Source organism: Gordonia heveisoli, assembly GCF_030315745.1.
GTDB lineage: Bacteria > Actinomycetota > Actinomycetes > Mycobacteriales > Mycobacteriaceae > Gordonia.
Genome location: NZ_JASXSH010000019.1, coordinates 20,824 through 34,603, shown reverse-complemented (window position 1 = coordinate 34,603; position 13,780 = coordinate 20,824). Strand labels below are relative to the sequence as shown.

The 13,780-nt window shown below is 65.7% G+C and carries 13 protein-coding genes; 4 read left to right on the top strand and 9 right to left on the bottom strand.

Features of this window, described 5'->3' with window-relative positions; all coding sequences use genetic code 11:
- Nucleotides 1-64: 64 nt before the first annotated feature.
- The 9 genes from QSJ18_RS15860 to QSJ18_RS15820 all read right to left on the bottom strand — a co-directional run bounded on the left by QSJ18_RS15860 (nt 65) and on the right by QSJ18_RS15820 (nt 9,584).
- Nucleotides 65-853 (bottom strand): hypothetical protein, encoded by a 789-nt coding sequence (locus QSJ18_RS15860; RefSeq protein WP_286327543.1) that lies wholly within the window; start codon nt 851-853, stop codon nt 65-67.
- Nucleotides 843-2,117 (bottom strand): MlaD family protein, encoded by a 1,275-nt coding sequence (locus tag QSJ18_RS15855; RefSeq protein WP_286327541.1) that lies wholly within the window; start codon nt 2,115-2,117, stop codon nt 843-845. The genes QSJ18_RS15860 and QSJ18_RS15855 overlap by 11 nt, the downstream gene beginning before the upstream one ends.
- Nucleotides 2,114-3,244 carry an MCE family protein gene (locus QSJ18_RS15850; RefSeq protein WP_286327540.1) on the bottom strand — a complete coding sequence of 377 codons (1,131 nt, stop codon included), beginning with the start codon at nt 3,242-3,244 and terminating at the stop codon, nt 2,114-2,116. Before QSJ18_RS15850 ends, QSJ18_RS15855 begins: the two co-directional genes overlap by 4 nt.
- Nucleotides 3,244-4,431, bottom strand: a complete 1,188-nt coding sequence (locus tag QSJ18_RS15845; RefSeq protein WP_286327539.1) for an MCE family protein — start codon at nt 4,429-4,431, stop codon at nt 3,244-3,246. Before QSJ18_RS15845 ends, QSJ18_RS15850 begins: the two co-directional genes overlap by 1 nt.
- Nucleotides 4,431-5,474 (bottom strand): MlaD family protein, encoded by a 1,044-nt coding sequence (locus QSJ18_RS15840; RefSeq protein WP_286327537.1) that lies wholly within the window; start codon nt 5,472-5,474, stop codon nt 4,431-4,433. Before QSJ18_RS15840 ends, QSJ18_RS15845 begins: the two co-directional genes overlap by 1 nt.
- A gap of 63 nt (nt 5,475-5,537) precedes the next feature.
- A complete protein-coding gene (locus QSJ18_RS15835) occupies nt 5,538-6,557 on the bottom strand; it encodes an MlaD family protein (protein ID WP_286327535.1) in 1,020 nt (339 codons plus the stop codon).
- A complete protein-coding gene (locus QSJ18_RS15830; RefSeq protein ID WP_286327534.1) occupies nt 6,554-7,909 on the bottom strand; it encodes an MCE family protein in 1,356 nt (451 codons plus the stop codon). Before QSJ18_RS15830 ends, QSJ18_RS15835 begins: the two co-directional genes overlap by 4 nt.
- Before the next feature lie 2 nt (nt 7,910-7,911).
- A complete protein-coding gene (locus QSJ18_RS15825) occupies nt 7,912-8,775 on the bottom strand; it encodes an MlaE family ABC transporter permease (RefSeq protein WP_286327533.1) in 864 nt (287 codons plus the stop codon).
- Nucleotides 8,775-9,584: an MlaE family ABC transporter permease gene (locus QSJ18_RS15820; RefSeq protein ID WP_286327532.1), complete on the bottom strand. Its 810-nt coding sequence runs from the start codon at nt 9,582-9,584 to the stop codon at nt 8,775-8,777. Before QSJ18_RS15820 ends, QSJ18_RS15825 begins: the two co-directional genes overlap by 1 nt.
- A gap of 194 nt (nt 9,585-9,778) precedes the next feature.
- On the opposite strand from QSJ18_RS15820, the gene QSJ18_RS15815 reads away from it, so the two are divergent.
- From QSJ18_RS15815 to rsmA, 4 genes are all read left to right on the top strand, one after another.
- A complete protein-coding gene (locus QSJ18_RS15815; RefSeq protein ID WP_286327531.1) occupies nt 9,779-10,618 on the top strand; it encodes a PhzF family phenazine biosynthesis protein in 840 nt (279 codons plus the stop codon).
- A 36-nt stretch (nt 10,619-10,654) separates the two neighbouring features.
- Entirely contained in the window at nt 10,655-11,557 is a 903-nt protein-coding gene (locus tag QSJ18_RS15810) for a TatD family hydrolase (RefSeq protein WP_286327530.1), read from the top strand.
- Nucleotides 11,558-11,744: 187 nt separating this feature from the next.
- Nucleotides 11,745-12,863, top strand: a complete 1,119-nt coding sequence (locus tag QSJ18_RS15805) for a resuscitation-promoting factor (protein ID WP_286327599.1) — start codon at nt 11,745-11,747, stop codon at nt 12,861-12,863.
- The gene (gene rsmA, locus QSJ18_RS15800; protein WP_286327529.1) at nt 12,827-13,759 is read left to right on the top strand and encodes a 16S rRNA (adenine(1518)-N(6)/adenine(1519)-N(6))-dimethyltransferase RsmA; all 933 of its coding nucleotides are present in this window, start codon (nt 12,827-12,829) and stop codon (nt 13,757-13,759) included. The genes QSJ18_RS15805 and rsmA overlap by 37 nt, the downstream gene beginning before the upstream one ends.
- Nucleotides 13,760-13,780 lie beyond the last annotated feature (21 nt).

Below are 13,780 nucleotides of genomic sequence, written 5' to 3'. Positions count from 1 at the left end.
TGGATTTCCTTCCAGCGGTGAGGGTTGAAGTACTCAGGTGGTCACTTCGTCTCGACGTTGACTGTCACTTTGTCTCGACGTTGTCGACGAGCCAGCGGCCGTCGGTGTGCTTGAGTGTCACCAGCATTCGGTAGGGCTGGGACTTTCCGTCCGGGGTGACGATGTTGCGCGCGCTCTGGTCGACGAACAGCAGCACCGCCGCGGTGTTGCCGTCGACGTTCTCCAGCGCCGCATGCGACACCTTCGCGGTGGCCTCACCGCGACCGTCGGTGACGATCGGGTTCAGCGCGTTGATCATCTCGGCATACCGGCCGGCGAAGGCGGGCGTCGACATGGAGACGATCGAGTCGCGATTCTTGTTCAGGTCGCGATAGTCGAAGCTGGACAGCTTGATCGCGTAGTCCTTCGCGGTGTTGACCGCAGCGCCGTCGGCGACCACCGGAGTCTCCGCGGCCGCATCGTCGTCGGTGAAGTAGTGATAGCCGAAGAATGCGGTCGCGCCGGCGAGCGCGAGCATCACGACCGCGGCCGCAGCCGCGACGAACACCAGACCACGGTTGCGTTCCGGACGTGCCTGGGTGGCAGCGGACATCGCAACCGTGGACACGACCGTGTCGTCGCCGTCGGAGATGTCGGTGTCGTCGGTGGACGCCGATCCGGTGGACGCCTTCGCCGGTCGCCTGCGGGCCATCGGGGCGGAACGGGCGGCAACCTTCTTCTTGCCCCGGGGTGCTGCGACGGGGGCCTCGGGGGCCTCGGTGGTCTCGTCGGCTGCCCCGGTGCCGTCGGCGGCCTCGGTATCCACCGAGTCGTCGGTGCGCGGATCTTCGTGCGAGGTGATATCAGTTGCCATTTCGTGCCCTTTCCAGAAGTTCTTGCCACCACTGCAGCAACTCGACGCCATTCGGGATGAGAACGGGGTCGGAGACTGCCGGCGGGCCGGAAACCCCGCCGGGAGTGGTCATGTTGCCCATACCCAGATCATTCGGGCGAGGGGCGTTGACCGCGCCGCGCTGACCGTGACCATTGCCCGGCGGGCAGTAGCGGTTCAGATTCGGGGCGGTCGGGGTCAGATTGCCGATCTCGTTGCGCGGCACGTCGTAGAACATGCACACAGGTCCCTGCGTGCCGATCAGCGCGAAGTCGGCGCGACCGTTCTTGACGATCGAACGAAGGTCCTGCAGCCCACGCGGAATGGTCTCGAGACCGGTGATCAGCGACTGCTGTCGGTCACTGATGATCGGTTCCACGGTCACCAGATTGGCCAGCACACCACCGAAGGTGCCGCGGTACTTGTCGAACAGATCCTTGGTGCGCTTCATCGCGGCCGGGCCCTTGTCGAGCATGTAGACGAACACCGGCTGATTGGCGTCGAGCTGATCGGTGAAGGAGGCCGTCGTCCGCATACCCGATTCGAAAGCGGCGGTGTTGTCGCTCATCGCGTCCAGCACCTTGAGCCAGTCGTCGAACAGGCCACGCAGGATAGGTGCGTTGCGGTTGACCAAGCCGGCCAGTGCGGTGCCGTTGCTGACCAGCTTGGTCAGGGCCTGATCGTCGTGGCTGAACGCGTCGAAGAACTCGTTGCCGAAGGTCGTCAGGTGCCCGCTGCCGATGCTCCGCAACACCGCGGCCGCGTCGCCGATGATCGCATCCATCTGCTTGGGCTGCAGATTGGCCGGAGCGTTGATGGTGTCACCGGAGGACAGATACGGCGGATTGTTGTTGGCGGGAATGATGTCGACACTCTGAATGCCCGCCATCGAGGCCATGGTGACCTGCATGAAGGACTGCTTGGGGATCTGGGTGTCGCCACGCACCACGAGCTCGACGTCGGCGCCGTCGCCATTGTCGGACAGCGACACCGAACGGACGGTACCGACGTCGACGCCGCGCAGGGTGACGCCGGTGCCCTCGGTCAGGCCGAAGGCATCTTCCATCTGAGCGTGCAGGACGATTTTGTCGCCGAAACCCTCCGGGCCCGCGATGAAGTTGATTCCGTACGGGATCACGACCGCCGCGAGCACCAGGAAGATGATGAATTGCAGTGTGCCGGTGCGTGGTGTGGGCAAACGCCGACGACCCTTGCCGGAGTTCTGGACGGTGCTGCCGTAGCTCATCGTGGTGCTCCCGGACGTGCGGCGGTCGACTTGGGTGCGCGCTTCTTGGTCGGCTTACGTTCGGGATGCAGATCGCGGGCGAGACCGCCGCTGAGCACATCCCGCAGATCCTGGCCGTTGGGCAATGGCTGACCCGCCAGCAGCAGACCGCCGGTGAGGATCTTGTCGATGCCACCCGGAATGTCGAGCGCACCGTCGAAGACCAGGTAGTCACCGCGGATCGACCGGTTGAAGTTGCGCATGAACGAATTCATGTTCGTCAGCGTGGCGCCGACGGTGCCGTTGAAGGCGGCCAACGACTTCACCAACACGTTGGCATCGCCGACCATGCTGTTGAGGGTTGCCTGCCTACCCTTGGTGACCGCATCCAGATTGACTGCCAGCGTGGTCGTCTGACGCATCAGCGAGGCGATCTGGTTGCGCTGGGCGGCAAGCGCATTCACCGCATCGGGCACGGTCTTGAGGAACTCGTCGACCGCGTTCTGCTGACCGACGAGAATGGTGCTGACATCGGCGGCCGCCGAAATCGCCTGGTTGAAGTCCTCGGTGTACTTCGACGACCGCGCGAGCAGGCGGTTCATCGTGTCGATGAGATGACCGACCTTGTCCGAACGCCCCGCGAATGCGGAGTTCAGGCTCGACATCACCGACTGCAGCTGAGAGACCCCGCTACCGCCGACGATCTCGCCGAGCGCGGCCAGCGTCGCCTCGATCTGCGGCCCGACCGAGGTCTGCGTGAGCTCCAGATGCGAGCCGTCGGTCAGCGTGCCCTGCGGCTTCTCCGGCGCGGTGAGCCGGATGAACGGGGTGCCCAGCGCCGAGGGCAGTTCCACCGTTGCGGTGGTGTTTGCCGGCAGCGTCGTGTCCTGCTCCAAGGACATGGTGATCTCGGCGTGCTGGCCGCTGAGCGTGATGTCGGTGACCCGGCCGACGACCCGCTGCCCGTTGCGGACGTCGGCGCCGTTGACCACACCGTCGGCGGTCGTCAGCTCGGCGGTCACCGAGAAGGCGTCGCCACCGCCGGCGCCGAGCGGAAGGTCCTGCAACCCGTAGGAGCAGGCGGACAGACTCATCGTCGCGGCCGCGGTCACGACCGCGGTGTAGACGCGAATGGATCGGCGAGACATCAGTTCCCCCCTCGCGGTGCGGCCGGCGCCTTCGGCGGCAGGGCGCCGCCGGTGATGGCCGAGACGATGCCGAGCGGATCGGAGCTGCTGATCGGGAAGGCGATCGGATTGGTCAGACCCGCACCGATGCAGATCGGCATCGGGAACTGGTCGCAGAGCGGCTTGAGCTTCTTGAACTGGGTGAGCGTGGTCGAGATGTTCAGCCGGATCCGGCCGCGGCGATCAGGACCGATGGTGCTCGACAGGTTCTGCATCATCAACGGCGCGAGATCCATGAACTCGGCCAGACCGGCCTTGTTCTTGGTCAGCGTGGCGCCGAGCTCGCGCAGATTCTCGGCGACCACACCGACATCGTTGCCGTGCTGCATCACAAACCCGTTGATCTGGTCGAAGACGACCCGCAGATCCTTGATCGGAGCTGTGATGTCCTGGTTGGCCGCCGCCCACTGGGTGGACAGCTGACTCATCGCGTTGACCAGTCCATCCAGCGACACCTGCTTGGCGTGGAAGGTCTGCATCATCGTGTTGAGGCTGTCGATCAGATCCTGCATGTCATCGACGCGGGCGCCGAAGATGCCTGATGCGGAGGCCAGGCCGGACATCGTGGTGCCGAATTCGGTTCCGCGGCCGTCCCAGGAGCGGGCGGTGGCGGCCAGCAGTGCGCCCATGCTGTTGGGGTCCTGGCGGCCCTGACCGTCGGTGGGTCCGGCGGCCGGTCCCATGATCTTGGTCAGCGTGCCGATGCTGTCGAGCAGTTGGTCGAAGCTGATGGGGGAGTGGGTGCGGCTGATCGGAATAGTGCCGCCATCGGCGAATTCGGGGCCCTCTGTGTAGGCCGGTCCGAGTTCGAGGTGACGATCGCTGATCACCGACGGATTGAGTACGTAGGCCTGGACGTCGGCAGGCAGCGCGACGTCGTCGGGCACACTCATGCGCACCTTGACACGGTCGCCTGCGGGGACGATCTCCTCGATACGCCCCACCGCGACACCGAGAACCGTCACCTTGGAACCTTCGTAAAGGCCGTTGGTGAAGGCGAATTCGGCATTGACCGTGCGGGTGTGGGGGTCACGGCCGAAGACGTACCAGCACCCGGCGACGATTGCACCGACCAGTAGCAGGGCCACGAATATCTTGCCGCCGTAGCGCTTACGCTGACGGACCTCACGAACTTGACGGAAAGCCATCAGCGGCACCCCTCCATTACGCCGAGCAGGCATAGCAGGTTGTCAGGCAGGACCGCGCTCGGCGAGACCACGTCGGTCCAGTTGCCGTTGCCGGTCGCGTCGACGATCGTGCGCATCGCCGGCGGTAGCTGCGTGAGGATGGCGTCGATGGTCGAGGCGTTGGTCCGCAGCGTGCCGGTCACCGATTTGATGTTGTCGACCAGCGGGCCCATCGGCACCTTCGGGAAGGTGGTCGCCATCTGGTCCAGGACGAGCCGCAGATTGTCGACGAGGCGGGTGAAAACGACCCGCCGAACGGCGAGGGTCTGCACGATGGCCTGCGTCGAGGAGAGTGCACCGGCCACCGAATCACTCTGCTGCGCGGTGATTCCGGCGAGCTTCTTGGAGATGGCGAGCAACTGGTCGAGCTGGGTTCCAGTGCCGGTGATCGCGGCCATCGCGCCGGTGGCACCGGCCATCGAGTCGGCCAGGGTCGCCGACTCGGGCATGATCGAGTTCATCATCGCCATCATGTTCTTGACCGCGGTCGGGTCGATCTCGCGTGAGCTGGTCACCGCGGCGGCGGAGATGTCGTCGAGGTTGTAGGGCACCGACGTGCGGTCGAGCGGAATCGTGTTGTTCTCGCCGACACTGCCCTGCCCACCGGGAATGATCTCCAGGTAACGCTTGCCCAGCACCGTGCGCAGACGGACGCCGGCGCGTGTCTGGTTGCCCAGCGGCTGGTTGTCGTCGAGGCGGAAGCCGACCTTGACCCGGTCACCGGCGAGATCGATGGACTCGATTCGTCCGGCGGGCACACCCGCGACGAGGACCGGATCCGAGGTGGTGAGACCGGACGCGTTCTTGAGTTCGGCGGAGTACGGCGAGGTGTCGTTGAGGTACTTCAGCTGTGGCACACCGATGGCGATGAGCATCAGCACCAGCAGGGTGATGATGCCGGCGGTTCCGAGGACGGCCGGTGACGAACCCTGGGCGCGCTTGTCGGACTTGAAGATGAACTCCAAGATGCCGACGAAGACGTCGATGAGTCTGACCAGAAACACGGCTCGGGTCCTACCTTCTCGTTGGGCTGGTAGTGGATGGGTCGGGATGGCTGTTCATGTCGCTCACATGCACACCGGCGAATGCGTGGGCCCGAAGATGTTGGCCTCCAAGTTGAATGCCTTCAGGGTGAAGTTGCACAGGTAGAGCATCATGAAGCCGCCATACCGACCGCTCTGGTTGATCTTCGAGGCGAGAATTGGGAACTGCCGCAGGAATTCGTTGAACTGCGGGGTGTGCGGCACCCACGTGCCGGTGACGTTGCGCAGACCGGTGAGACTCTGACGGAAGTTGTCGCCGGCGGCGGTCATCATCGACGCGAGCGAGGCGACCGCGCGGTCGCCACTGTTGAGCAGGGCGGTGAGCTGGCCGTTGTCACCGACGATCGCCGAGGTCAACGAACTCAGACCCTGGAACAGTTCGGTCATCTTCGGGCTGTTGGAGTCCATCGTGGACATCAGCGTGTTGAGATTGGTGACCAGCCGGGTGAACACCGCGGCATTCGCCGACAGATTCGACCCCATCGAGGCGATCTGCTTGAGCAGCGTCTGCACCGATCCCTCACGGCCCTCGAAGGTTTGGGTGAATCCCATCGCCAGGGTGTTGACCTGCTTGGGGTCCAGAGCCGAGAACAGCGGTTCGAAGCCGTTCATCAATGCGGTCAGATTGACCGGCGGCGAGGTGGCGGTGGCCGGGATACGGCTGCCCTCGCGGGCCGGGGTGTCGGGTCGGCCCGGTTCGATCGCGATGTATCGGGCGCCGAGCATGTCGCCGTAACGGACACTCGCCGCGACGTTCTTCGGCAGTTCGTGCTCCCGCTGGATCTTCACCTTCACCGCTGCCAGCGTGGTGCCGTTGGCCTGTGGTTCGAAGCGGATGCCGTCGACGCGCCCGATTCGGACGCCGGACATGGTGACCGGGTTGCCCTCCACGAGGCCCTCGGCGTCGGTGAACATGATCGTGTAGGTGTCGGTCGGTCCCGAAACCGGAACGCGCAGCGTGTTACTGACCAGCACCGCGGCGATGATGCCGATGATCACGAAGGAGGCCGATTTCAGGATGGTCTTCCACGACAAGGTCGTCATCGCACGCTCACCTCGTTGCCGCGCACCAGCGGTCCGAGCATCAGGGTGGTCGCGGCGTTGGGGGTTCCGGTGGCCGCGCCCTCACGCCCGGGCAGCCGGGATTCGAGTTCACTCATGGAATTGGCCTCGGCGGTGCCGTCGATGACCGACGGTCCGCTGAAACCGGACGGGGTATAGCCGGGTCGGCCGGGGTGTTCAGAGTTTCGGCGCTGCTCGTCGAGGAACCTCTGCCGCGGCGAGAGGAGCGACGGGTTCGGGGCTCCGGGCGCGCGGACCGGTCCGGTCCCCATCCCGGTGCCGTGGCCGTTGCACTGCTGTCCACGCATGGTGCCGTAGACCGGGCAGTCGGCCGCGGTGTAGGGCATCGGCTGCGAGAAGGTCGGAACCGCAGTGATGTTGAAGCGTCCACTGGCGAACAGGATGGTGCCCGCCTGGCCGAACTTCGCCGCCTCGGTCACCGTGTTGGTGACACCCGACGGATTACTCGCGACGGTCGACAGGATCTTGCCGGTCGATTTCACGATGGTGATCAGGTTGTTGCGCTGCCGAGCGATGAACGGGGAGACCGAGCCGACGAAGCCCGAAGCCGAGGCGAGGAAGGCGCCCAGGTTCTCCTGCTGTTCGACGATGCCGCGCGAGATCGACGTCGTCGACTTGATGGTGTCGGTGATCGCCGGTGCGGCACGCTTGAGACTTTCCACGACAGCGCGGAATCTCGGTGTGGCGTCGATGAATTGGTTCATCGTGTCCTCCAGGACGAGGGATGCCTGGTACCAGTCGTCGATCATGATGCCGAGATCGCCGCCCCGGTCGCCGATGGCTCGGGAGACTGCGGCCAGCGCGACGGTCATCTTCTGCGGCTGCACCTCGGCCAGCACGTCGGACAGCTTCGCGAAGATGTTGTACAGGTTCAGTGCTTCCGGTCCGCTGTCGATGGTGATGGCGTCACCGTCGCTGAGCGACGACGAGCTCTGCGCGCCACCGGCCGGGTCGACAAGCTGAACGTAGATGTCGCCGAAGAAGGTTCGCGGCAGCACCCGCATCTGCACCGTGGACGGGATGTCGCCGATGAAGTCGTCGCCGATGGTCAGATTGACCTGGGAGGATTCGGTGCCGGCGTCGATGGAGGCGATCTCACCGACCTTGACGCCGTGGTAGCGGACCGGAGCGCCGGTGGTGATGAGTCCGGCCTCGACCGGTACGTCGGCGTGTACCTGCGGATTGCTTTCCAGGACACCGGTACTGCGTGCCACCATCCAGATGGCGAATGTGCCGATCAGGGCGATCGCGATGACTGCGCGGACCATGTAGGAGGCTCGGGAGACCGGGTTGCCCGGCAACATGATCGACATGTCTAGAGCCCCATTCCCGGAACCTGCGGGACGAGGCCCCACAGTCCGAAGGTGAAGATGACGTCGAAGACGCCGATGGCCAGGATCGAGGTTCGCAGCGCGCGGCCGGCGGCCTGCCCGACGCCCTCAGGTCCGCCGGAGGCGAAATAGCCGTAGCTGCAGTGCACCAGCGCGACGATGGCGGCGAAGACGATTGCCTTGGTCGCCGAGTAGAGCAGGTCGGTCGGCGTCAGAGCGAGGTGGAAGAAGTAATCGTAGGTGCCCGACGATTCGCCGTTGTACCAGACGACCACGAGCCGGGTGGCGATGTAGCTGGCGAGCAGGCCGACCATGTAGATCGGCAGGATGCAGACCATCGCCGCGATCATGCGGGTGGTGGCCAGGAAGGGGATCGAGCGGATCGCCATCGAGTCGAGGGCGGCGATCTCGTCCGAGATCCGCATGGCGCCGACCTGGGCGGTGAATCCGGTGCCGACCTTGGCGGCCAAGGCGATTCCGACCACGACCGGCGCGAGTTCACGGGTGTTGGCGATGGCCGACAGCATGCCCGACATCGACGTCATACCCACCAGCTGCAGGCCGCGATAGGTCTCGACGCCGAGCATCATGGCCGCGGCCAGCGACATCGCGAGCACGATGCCGAGCGTGCCGCCGCCGGACAGCAGCGACTTGCTGCCGAAGGTGACCTCGGCGATCTGGTTGAGCACATGCTTGCGGTATTGCACCAAGGTGTACGGAATCGCGATGATCGCCCGCATGATGAAGGTGACGAATTCGCCGATTCGGACGATACCGGCGGTGAACGCCGAAAAACGTTGGGAAGTCTTGCGCTTGACGCGCAACCGGGTATCGGTGACGGCGACCATCAGTACGCTCCCACGGCCGGGACGATCACTGTGTAGAGCTGCGACATGATCGTGTTGAAGATGAAGACGAGCGCGAAGGCGATGACCACGGCCTCGTTGACCGCGTCGGCCACACCACGCGGCCCGCCGCGGGCATGTAGTCCCTTGAAGCAGGCGACGATGGTCGACAGCAGCGCGAAGATCGCGGCCTTGATCAACGCCATGACGAAGTCGGAGAACCGGCCGTACTGGCTGAAGGTCGACATGAATGCGCCGGCCGGAAGATGCTGGATGTAAACGTGATACAGGTAGCAGGCGCCGACGCCGGTCACCGTGATCAGTGAGCACAGGACCAGCGAGACGATGATCGCGGCCAGGATCCGCGGTGCGACGAGACGTTCGATCACGTTGAGGCCCATGACCTCCATCGCGTCGATCTCCTCGCGGATCTTGCGGGACCCGAGGTCGGTGCAGATGGCGGAGCCGGCCACACCGGCCATCATCAGTGCGCACACGAGGGCGGAGGCCTGACCGACGATGACGAAGGCGACGACCGCGCCCGAGTAGCCACCCGCGCCGATCTTGCCTGCGAGTTCACCGACCGACACGGCGATGAAGACACCGACCGGGATCATCAGCAGGAGTGACGGACCGGTGCTGACGCGGCCGATGAAGACGGTCTGATTCAGCGTCTCGGCGATGGACAGGCGGCGGCGCAGAATCGCGACGACCAATGCACCGATGGCCTGAAGCGCGAATCCAAGCGTGTGTCCGGCCTCATTGGCCAGATCGCGCAATGGTCCTTTGGATGCCGGCAATTCGAACGCCAATGTGACCCCCCTGTCATCTAGCTCGCTCGCCCACCGGGGCGATGACGCCCGTCACACTGTGACCGGCGTCGCAGGCGAACGCTATCGTGTTTCATATATGAAATCAAGCCGGTGTCAGCGAGTGGCAAAGTCTGCAGGTCGCGGGCCAGAAAAGCGGTTGTTCGACGCTTGGCGATGAGACAATATCGGGTGCCATGAAGCGTGAATTCATGCAGGTCGACGTCTTCTCCGCGGTTCCGACGCTGGGCAATCCGGTGGCAGTCGTCCTCGATGCGGTGGGACTGTCCGACGTGGCGATGGTCGCATTCGCGCGGTGGACGAATCTGTCCGAGACGACCTTCGTGCTGCCGCCGACCGACCCGGCCACCGCCGACTACCGGCTGCGGATCTTCACCCCGCAGGAAGAGTTGCCCTTCGCCGGACATCCGACGCTCGGCTCGGCCCACGCCTGGTCGGCGGCAGGCGGAACCCCGCGCGGAGGTCGGATCCGGCAGGAATGCGGGATCGGCATCGTCGAACTGCGGCGCGAGGACGACCGGCTCGCCTTCGCGGCACCACCGCTGATCAGATCCGGGCCGGTGGATCCGCCGACCGTCACCGACGTGGCCGCAGCGCTGGGGCTGCGAGCCGAGGAGATCCTGGCCGCGGAGTGGGTGGTCAACGGGCCACCCTGGCTCGCGATACGGCTGGCATCGGCGCAGCGGGTGCTGTCGCTACAGCCCGACATGGCCGCACTCGGTGATCGTTTCGTGGGGGTCGTCGGCTCGTATGCGCCCGGCGAGTCGGATGCGGAGGTAGAGGTGCGCGCCTTCGCGCCCGGCGCCGGGGTTGCCGAGGATCCGGTCACCGGCAGTCTCAATGCCGGGATCGCCCGCTGGCTACGGTCGACGGGTGTGGTGCCGAACCACTATGTGGCGTCGCAGGGTACGGCGATCGGGCGGGCCGGCCGCGTCTACGTCGCCGACGACGGAGCGGACGGTATCTGGGTGGGTGGCGATTGCGTCACGGTGATCGACGGGGCCGTCGACCTCTGACGCGGACCCACCGCTCGGTATGGAACTGTTGAGCGCATGAGCGACTCGGTGTCCGGCGGCGATGGGGAGAGCGAACGCAACGAGAGCGCGAAGGCGGCGAAGAAGCGTCGTCGGCGCGAGCCGCCGCCAGATCCGACACCGTTGCCCGGACTCGTCGACGCGCACACCCATCTCGCGGCATGTGGCGGCCGCGATGCGGAGTCGGTGGCCGCGATCCTCGATCGCGCCGAGGCGGTTGGGGTGGGTGCGGTGATCACCGTCGCCGACGACATGGTCGATGCGCGCTGGGCGGTAGCCGCTGCCGAATGGGATGAGCGGGCCTACGCCGCGGTCGCGCTGCACCCGATGCATGCCGGGGACCTCGATGACGCGAACGCTGCCGAATTGGAGCGGATGGCCGAGCATCCCCGCGTCGTCGCCGTCGGGGAGACCGGCCTGGACTACTACTGGCCGGGCAAATCGGATGACTGCGCGCCCCCGGCGGTGCAGCACGAAACCTTCCGTTGGCATATCGACCTGGCCAAGCGGGTGGGCAAGCCGCTGATGATCCACAACCGGGAGGCGGACCGGGATCTGCTCGACATCCTCGCCGCCGAGGGGGCGCCCGACGTCGTGATCATGCATTGCTTCTCCGGTGACCTCGCCGTTGCCCGGGAATGTATCGACCGCGGCTACGTGCTCAGCTTCGCCGGAACTGTGAGCTTCGCCAATGCGGGGGAGTTGCGCGCCGCAGCCGAGATCGTGCCGGACGATCAGATCCTGGTCGAGACGGATGCGCCGTTCCTGACCCCGCATCCCTACCGTGGCCAGCCCAATCAGTCCTATTGCCTGCCGTACACCGCTCGGGCGCTCGCCGATATCCGTGGTGTCGACGACGAGGCGATGGGCCGCATCCTCGGCGCCAACGCGCGCCGGATTTACCGACTTCCTTTGCGGTAACCACCCCTGTTCGTTATCGTATTGTGATCCCGCCGTTTGGGGAACGGCATGTCCGGCTTCAGGGGCAGTAAAGCCTCCGGGGGTTCTGGTCTGGCCAGGGGCGTCGAACCAGGGTGCGTGCACCCTGTATTTCTGCGTGCCGACATGCGGTGGGTGAGCCCGTGTTGTCAATCAGGATGTCGTGACCTTGTCTGTCATTTCGAAGATCAATAAGTCCAAGTCGCTGCGTGCCCGCGTCGCGGTCGGTGCCGTCCTGTCGACGCTGACCGCCGGTGGTGTCATGGGTGTCGTCATGCACAAGAACGTCACCATCGACATCGACGGAACCCGCACCAGTGTTTCGACGATGGCGATGTCGGTCGACTCTCTCCTCGATTCGCAGGGGATCGACGTCGCCAGCGGCGACCGGGTGACCCCATCGCTGGACTCCGGGTTCGGGGACGGTCAGACGATCACGCTCAACCGGCTCAAAACCCTCACGCTCGACATCGACGGCAAGCCTCAGGTCGTTACCACCAACTCGGTGACCGTCGACGAACTGCTCGCCGAACGCGGCCTCAGCCATGCCGCCGACGTCGCCAATTTCCGGCCCGCATCGATGCCGGTCACCGGAGGCCGCCTCGATCTGGCGCTGCCGAAGCAGGTTCGCCTGGTCGACGGCACGGTCGTCAGCCGGCCGACCATCGCCGCGCACACCGTCGGTGAACTTCTCGCCTCGCTGGGTAACCCGCTCGTCGACACCGACAAGGTGGTACCCGCCGCGAACACTCCGGTGGTGGCAGGCATGAAGATCGATGTCACCCGTGTGCGTACCGAGCGCGCGACGGTGACCGAGGCGGTCAAGCCTCCCGAGGTGGAGAAGAAGGACGACAGCCTCGTCCGCAACCGGCGCGTCGTACTCAAGCGCGGTAAGCCAGGCGAGGCCCGGATCACCTACGAGATCACCCGGGTCAACGGCAAGATCACCAAGCGGGTGCCGGTCGAGACCGTGGTACTCACCGCACCGGTTGCGTCCACGGTTCGCGTGGGCACCAAGCCGGGCGCCCCGTATGTGGCACCGGGATCGGTATGGGATGCGCTCGCCCAGTGCGAGGCGACCGGCAACTGGGCCATCAACACCGGCAACGGCTTCTACGGCGGTGTCCAGTTCGATCAGAACACCTGGGAACGCTGGGGTGGACTGGAGTACGCGCCCCGTGCCGATCTCGCCACCCGCGAGGAGCAGATCGCCATCGCGTCGAAGACGCAGGCAGCACAGGGCTGGGGCGCATGGCCGTCCTGCTCGTCCAAGCTGGGCCTGCGCTGAACACGCCGGGTTCCGCAGCTGATCCGACCCCGCCGGGTTCCGGCGCGGGCACCCCACAGTTACTCGGTCCTGCCCAGATCCGGGAGCTGGCAGCCGAAGTCGGTGTCCGGCCGACCAAAACCCTCGGACAGAACTTCGTCCACGACGCCAACACCGTCCGCCGCATCGTCGCCGCCTCCGGTGTCGGCCCCGACGACATCGTCCTCGAGGTGGGTCCCGGACTGGGGTCGCTGACGCTCGCGTTGCTCGGCACCGCAGGCCGCGTCGTCGCCGTCGAGATCGACCCGGTCCTCGCGCAGCGGCTACCGACGACGATCGCCGACCGGGCCGCGGCCCGCGCCGACGACTTCGAGGTCATCACCGCCGACGCGCTACAGGTGCGCCGTGCCGACCTGCCGGTGTTGCCGACCGCGCTGGTCGCCAATCTGCCCTACAACGTCGCGGTCCCGGTTCTGCTGCATCTGCTCGGCGAGATCCCGGAGATCGAGACCGCCCTGGTGATGGTGCAGGCCGAGGTCGCCGACCGGCTCGCCGCTGGACCGGGTAGTCGCACCTACGGCGTACCCAGCGTCAAGGCCCGATATCACGGGCGGGTCAGCCGGGCCGGTGCCGTCGGACGCAACGTCTTCTGGCCCGAACCCAAGGTCGAATCGGGATTGGTGCGCATCGAACGCGAGCCGATTTACTCCCAGGATCCGGTTACCCGCGCTGCCGTCTTCGAGGTGATCGACGCGGCCTTCGCGCAGCGGCGCAAGACGATGCGGTCGGCGCTCGCCGGTTGGGCCGGTTCCGCGGTCGAGGCCGAACGGCGGCTGCGTGCCGCGGGCATCGACCCCGGCATCCGGGGTGAACGCCTCGACGTCGCCGACTTCGTGCGGCTCGCGGACACCGTCTGACCGCCGCGTAGCGCGGACTGT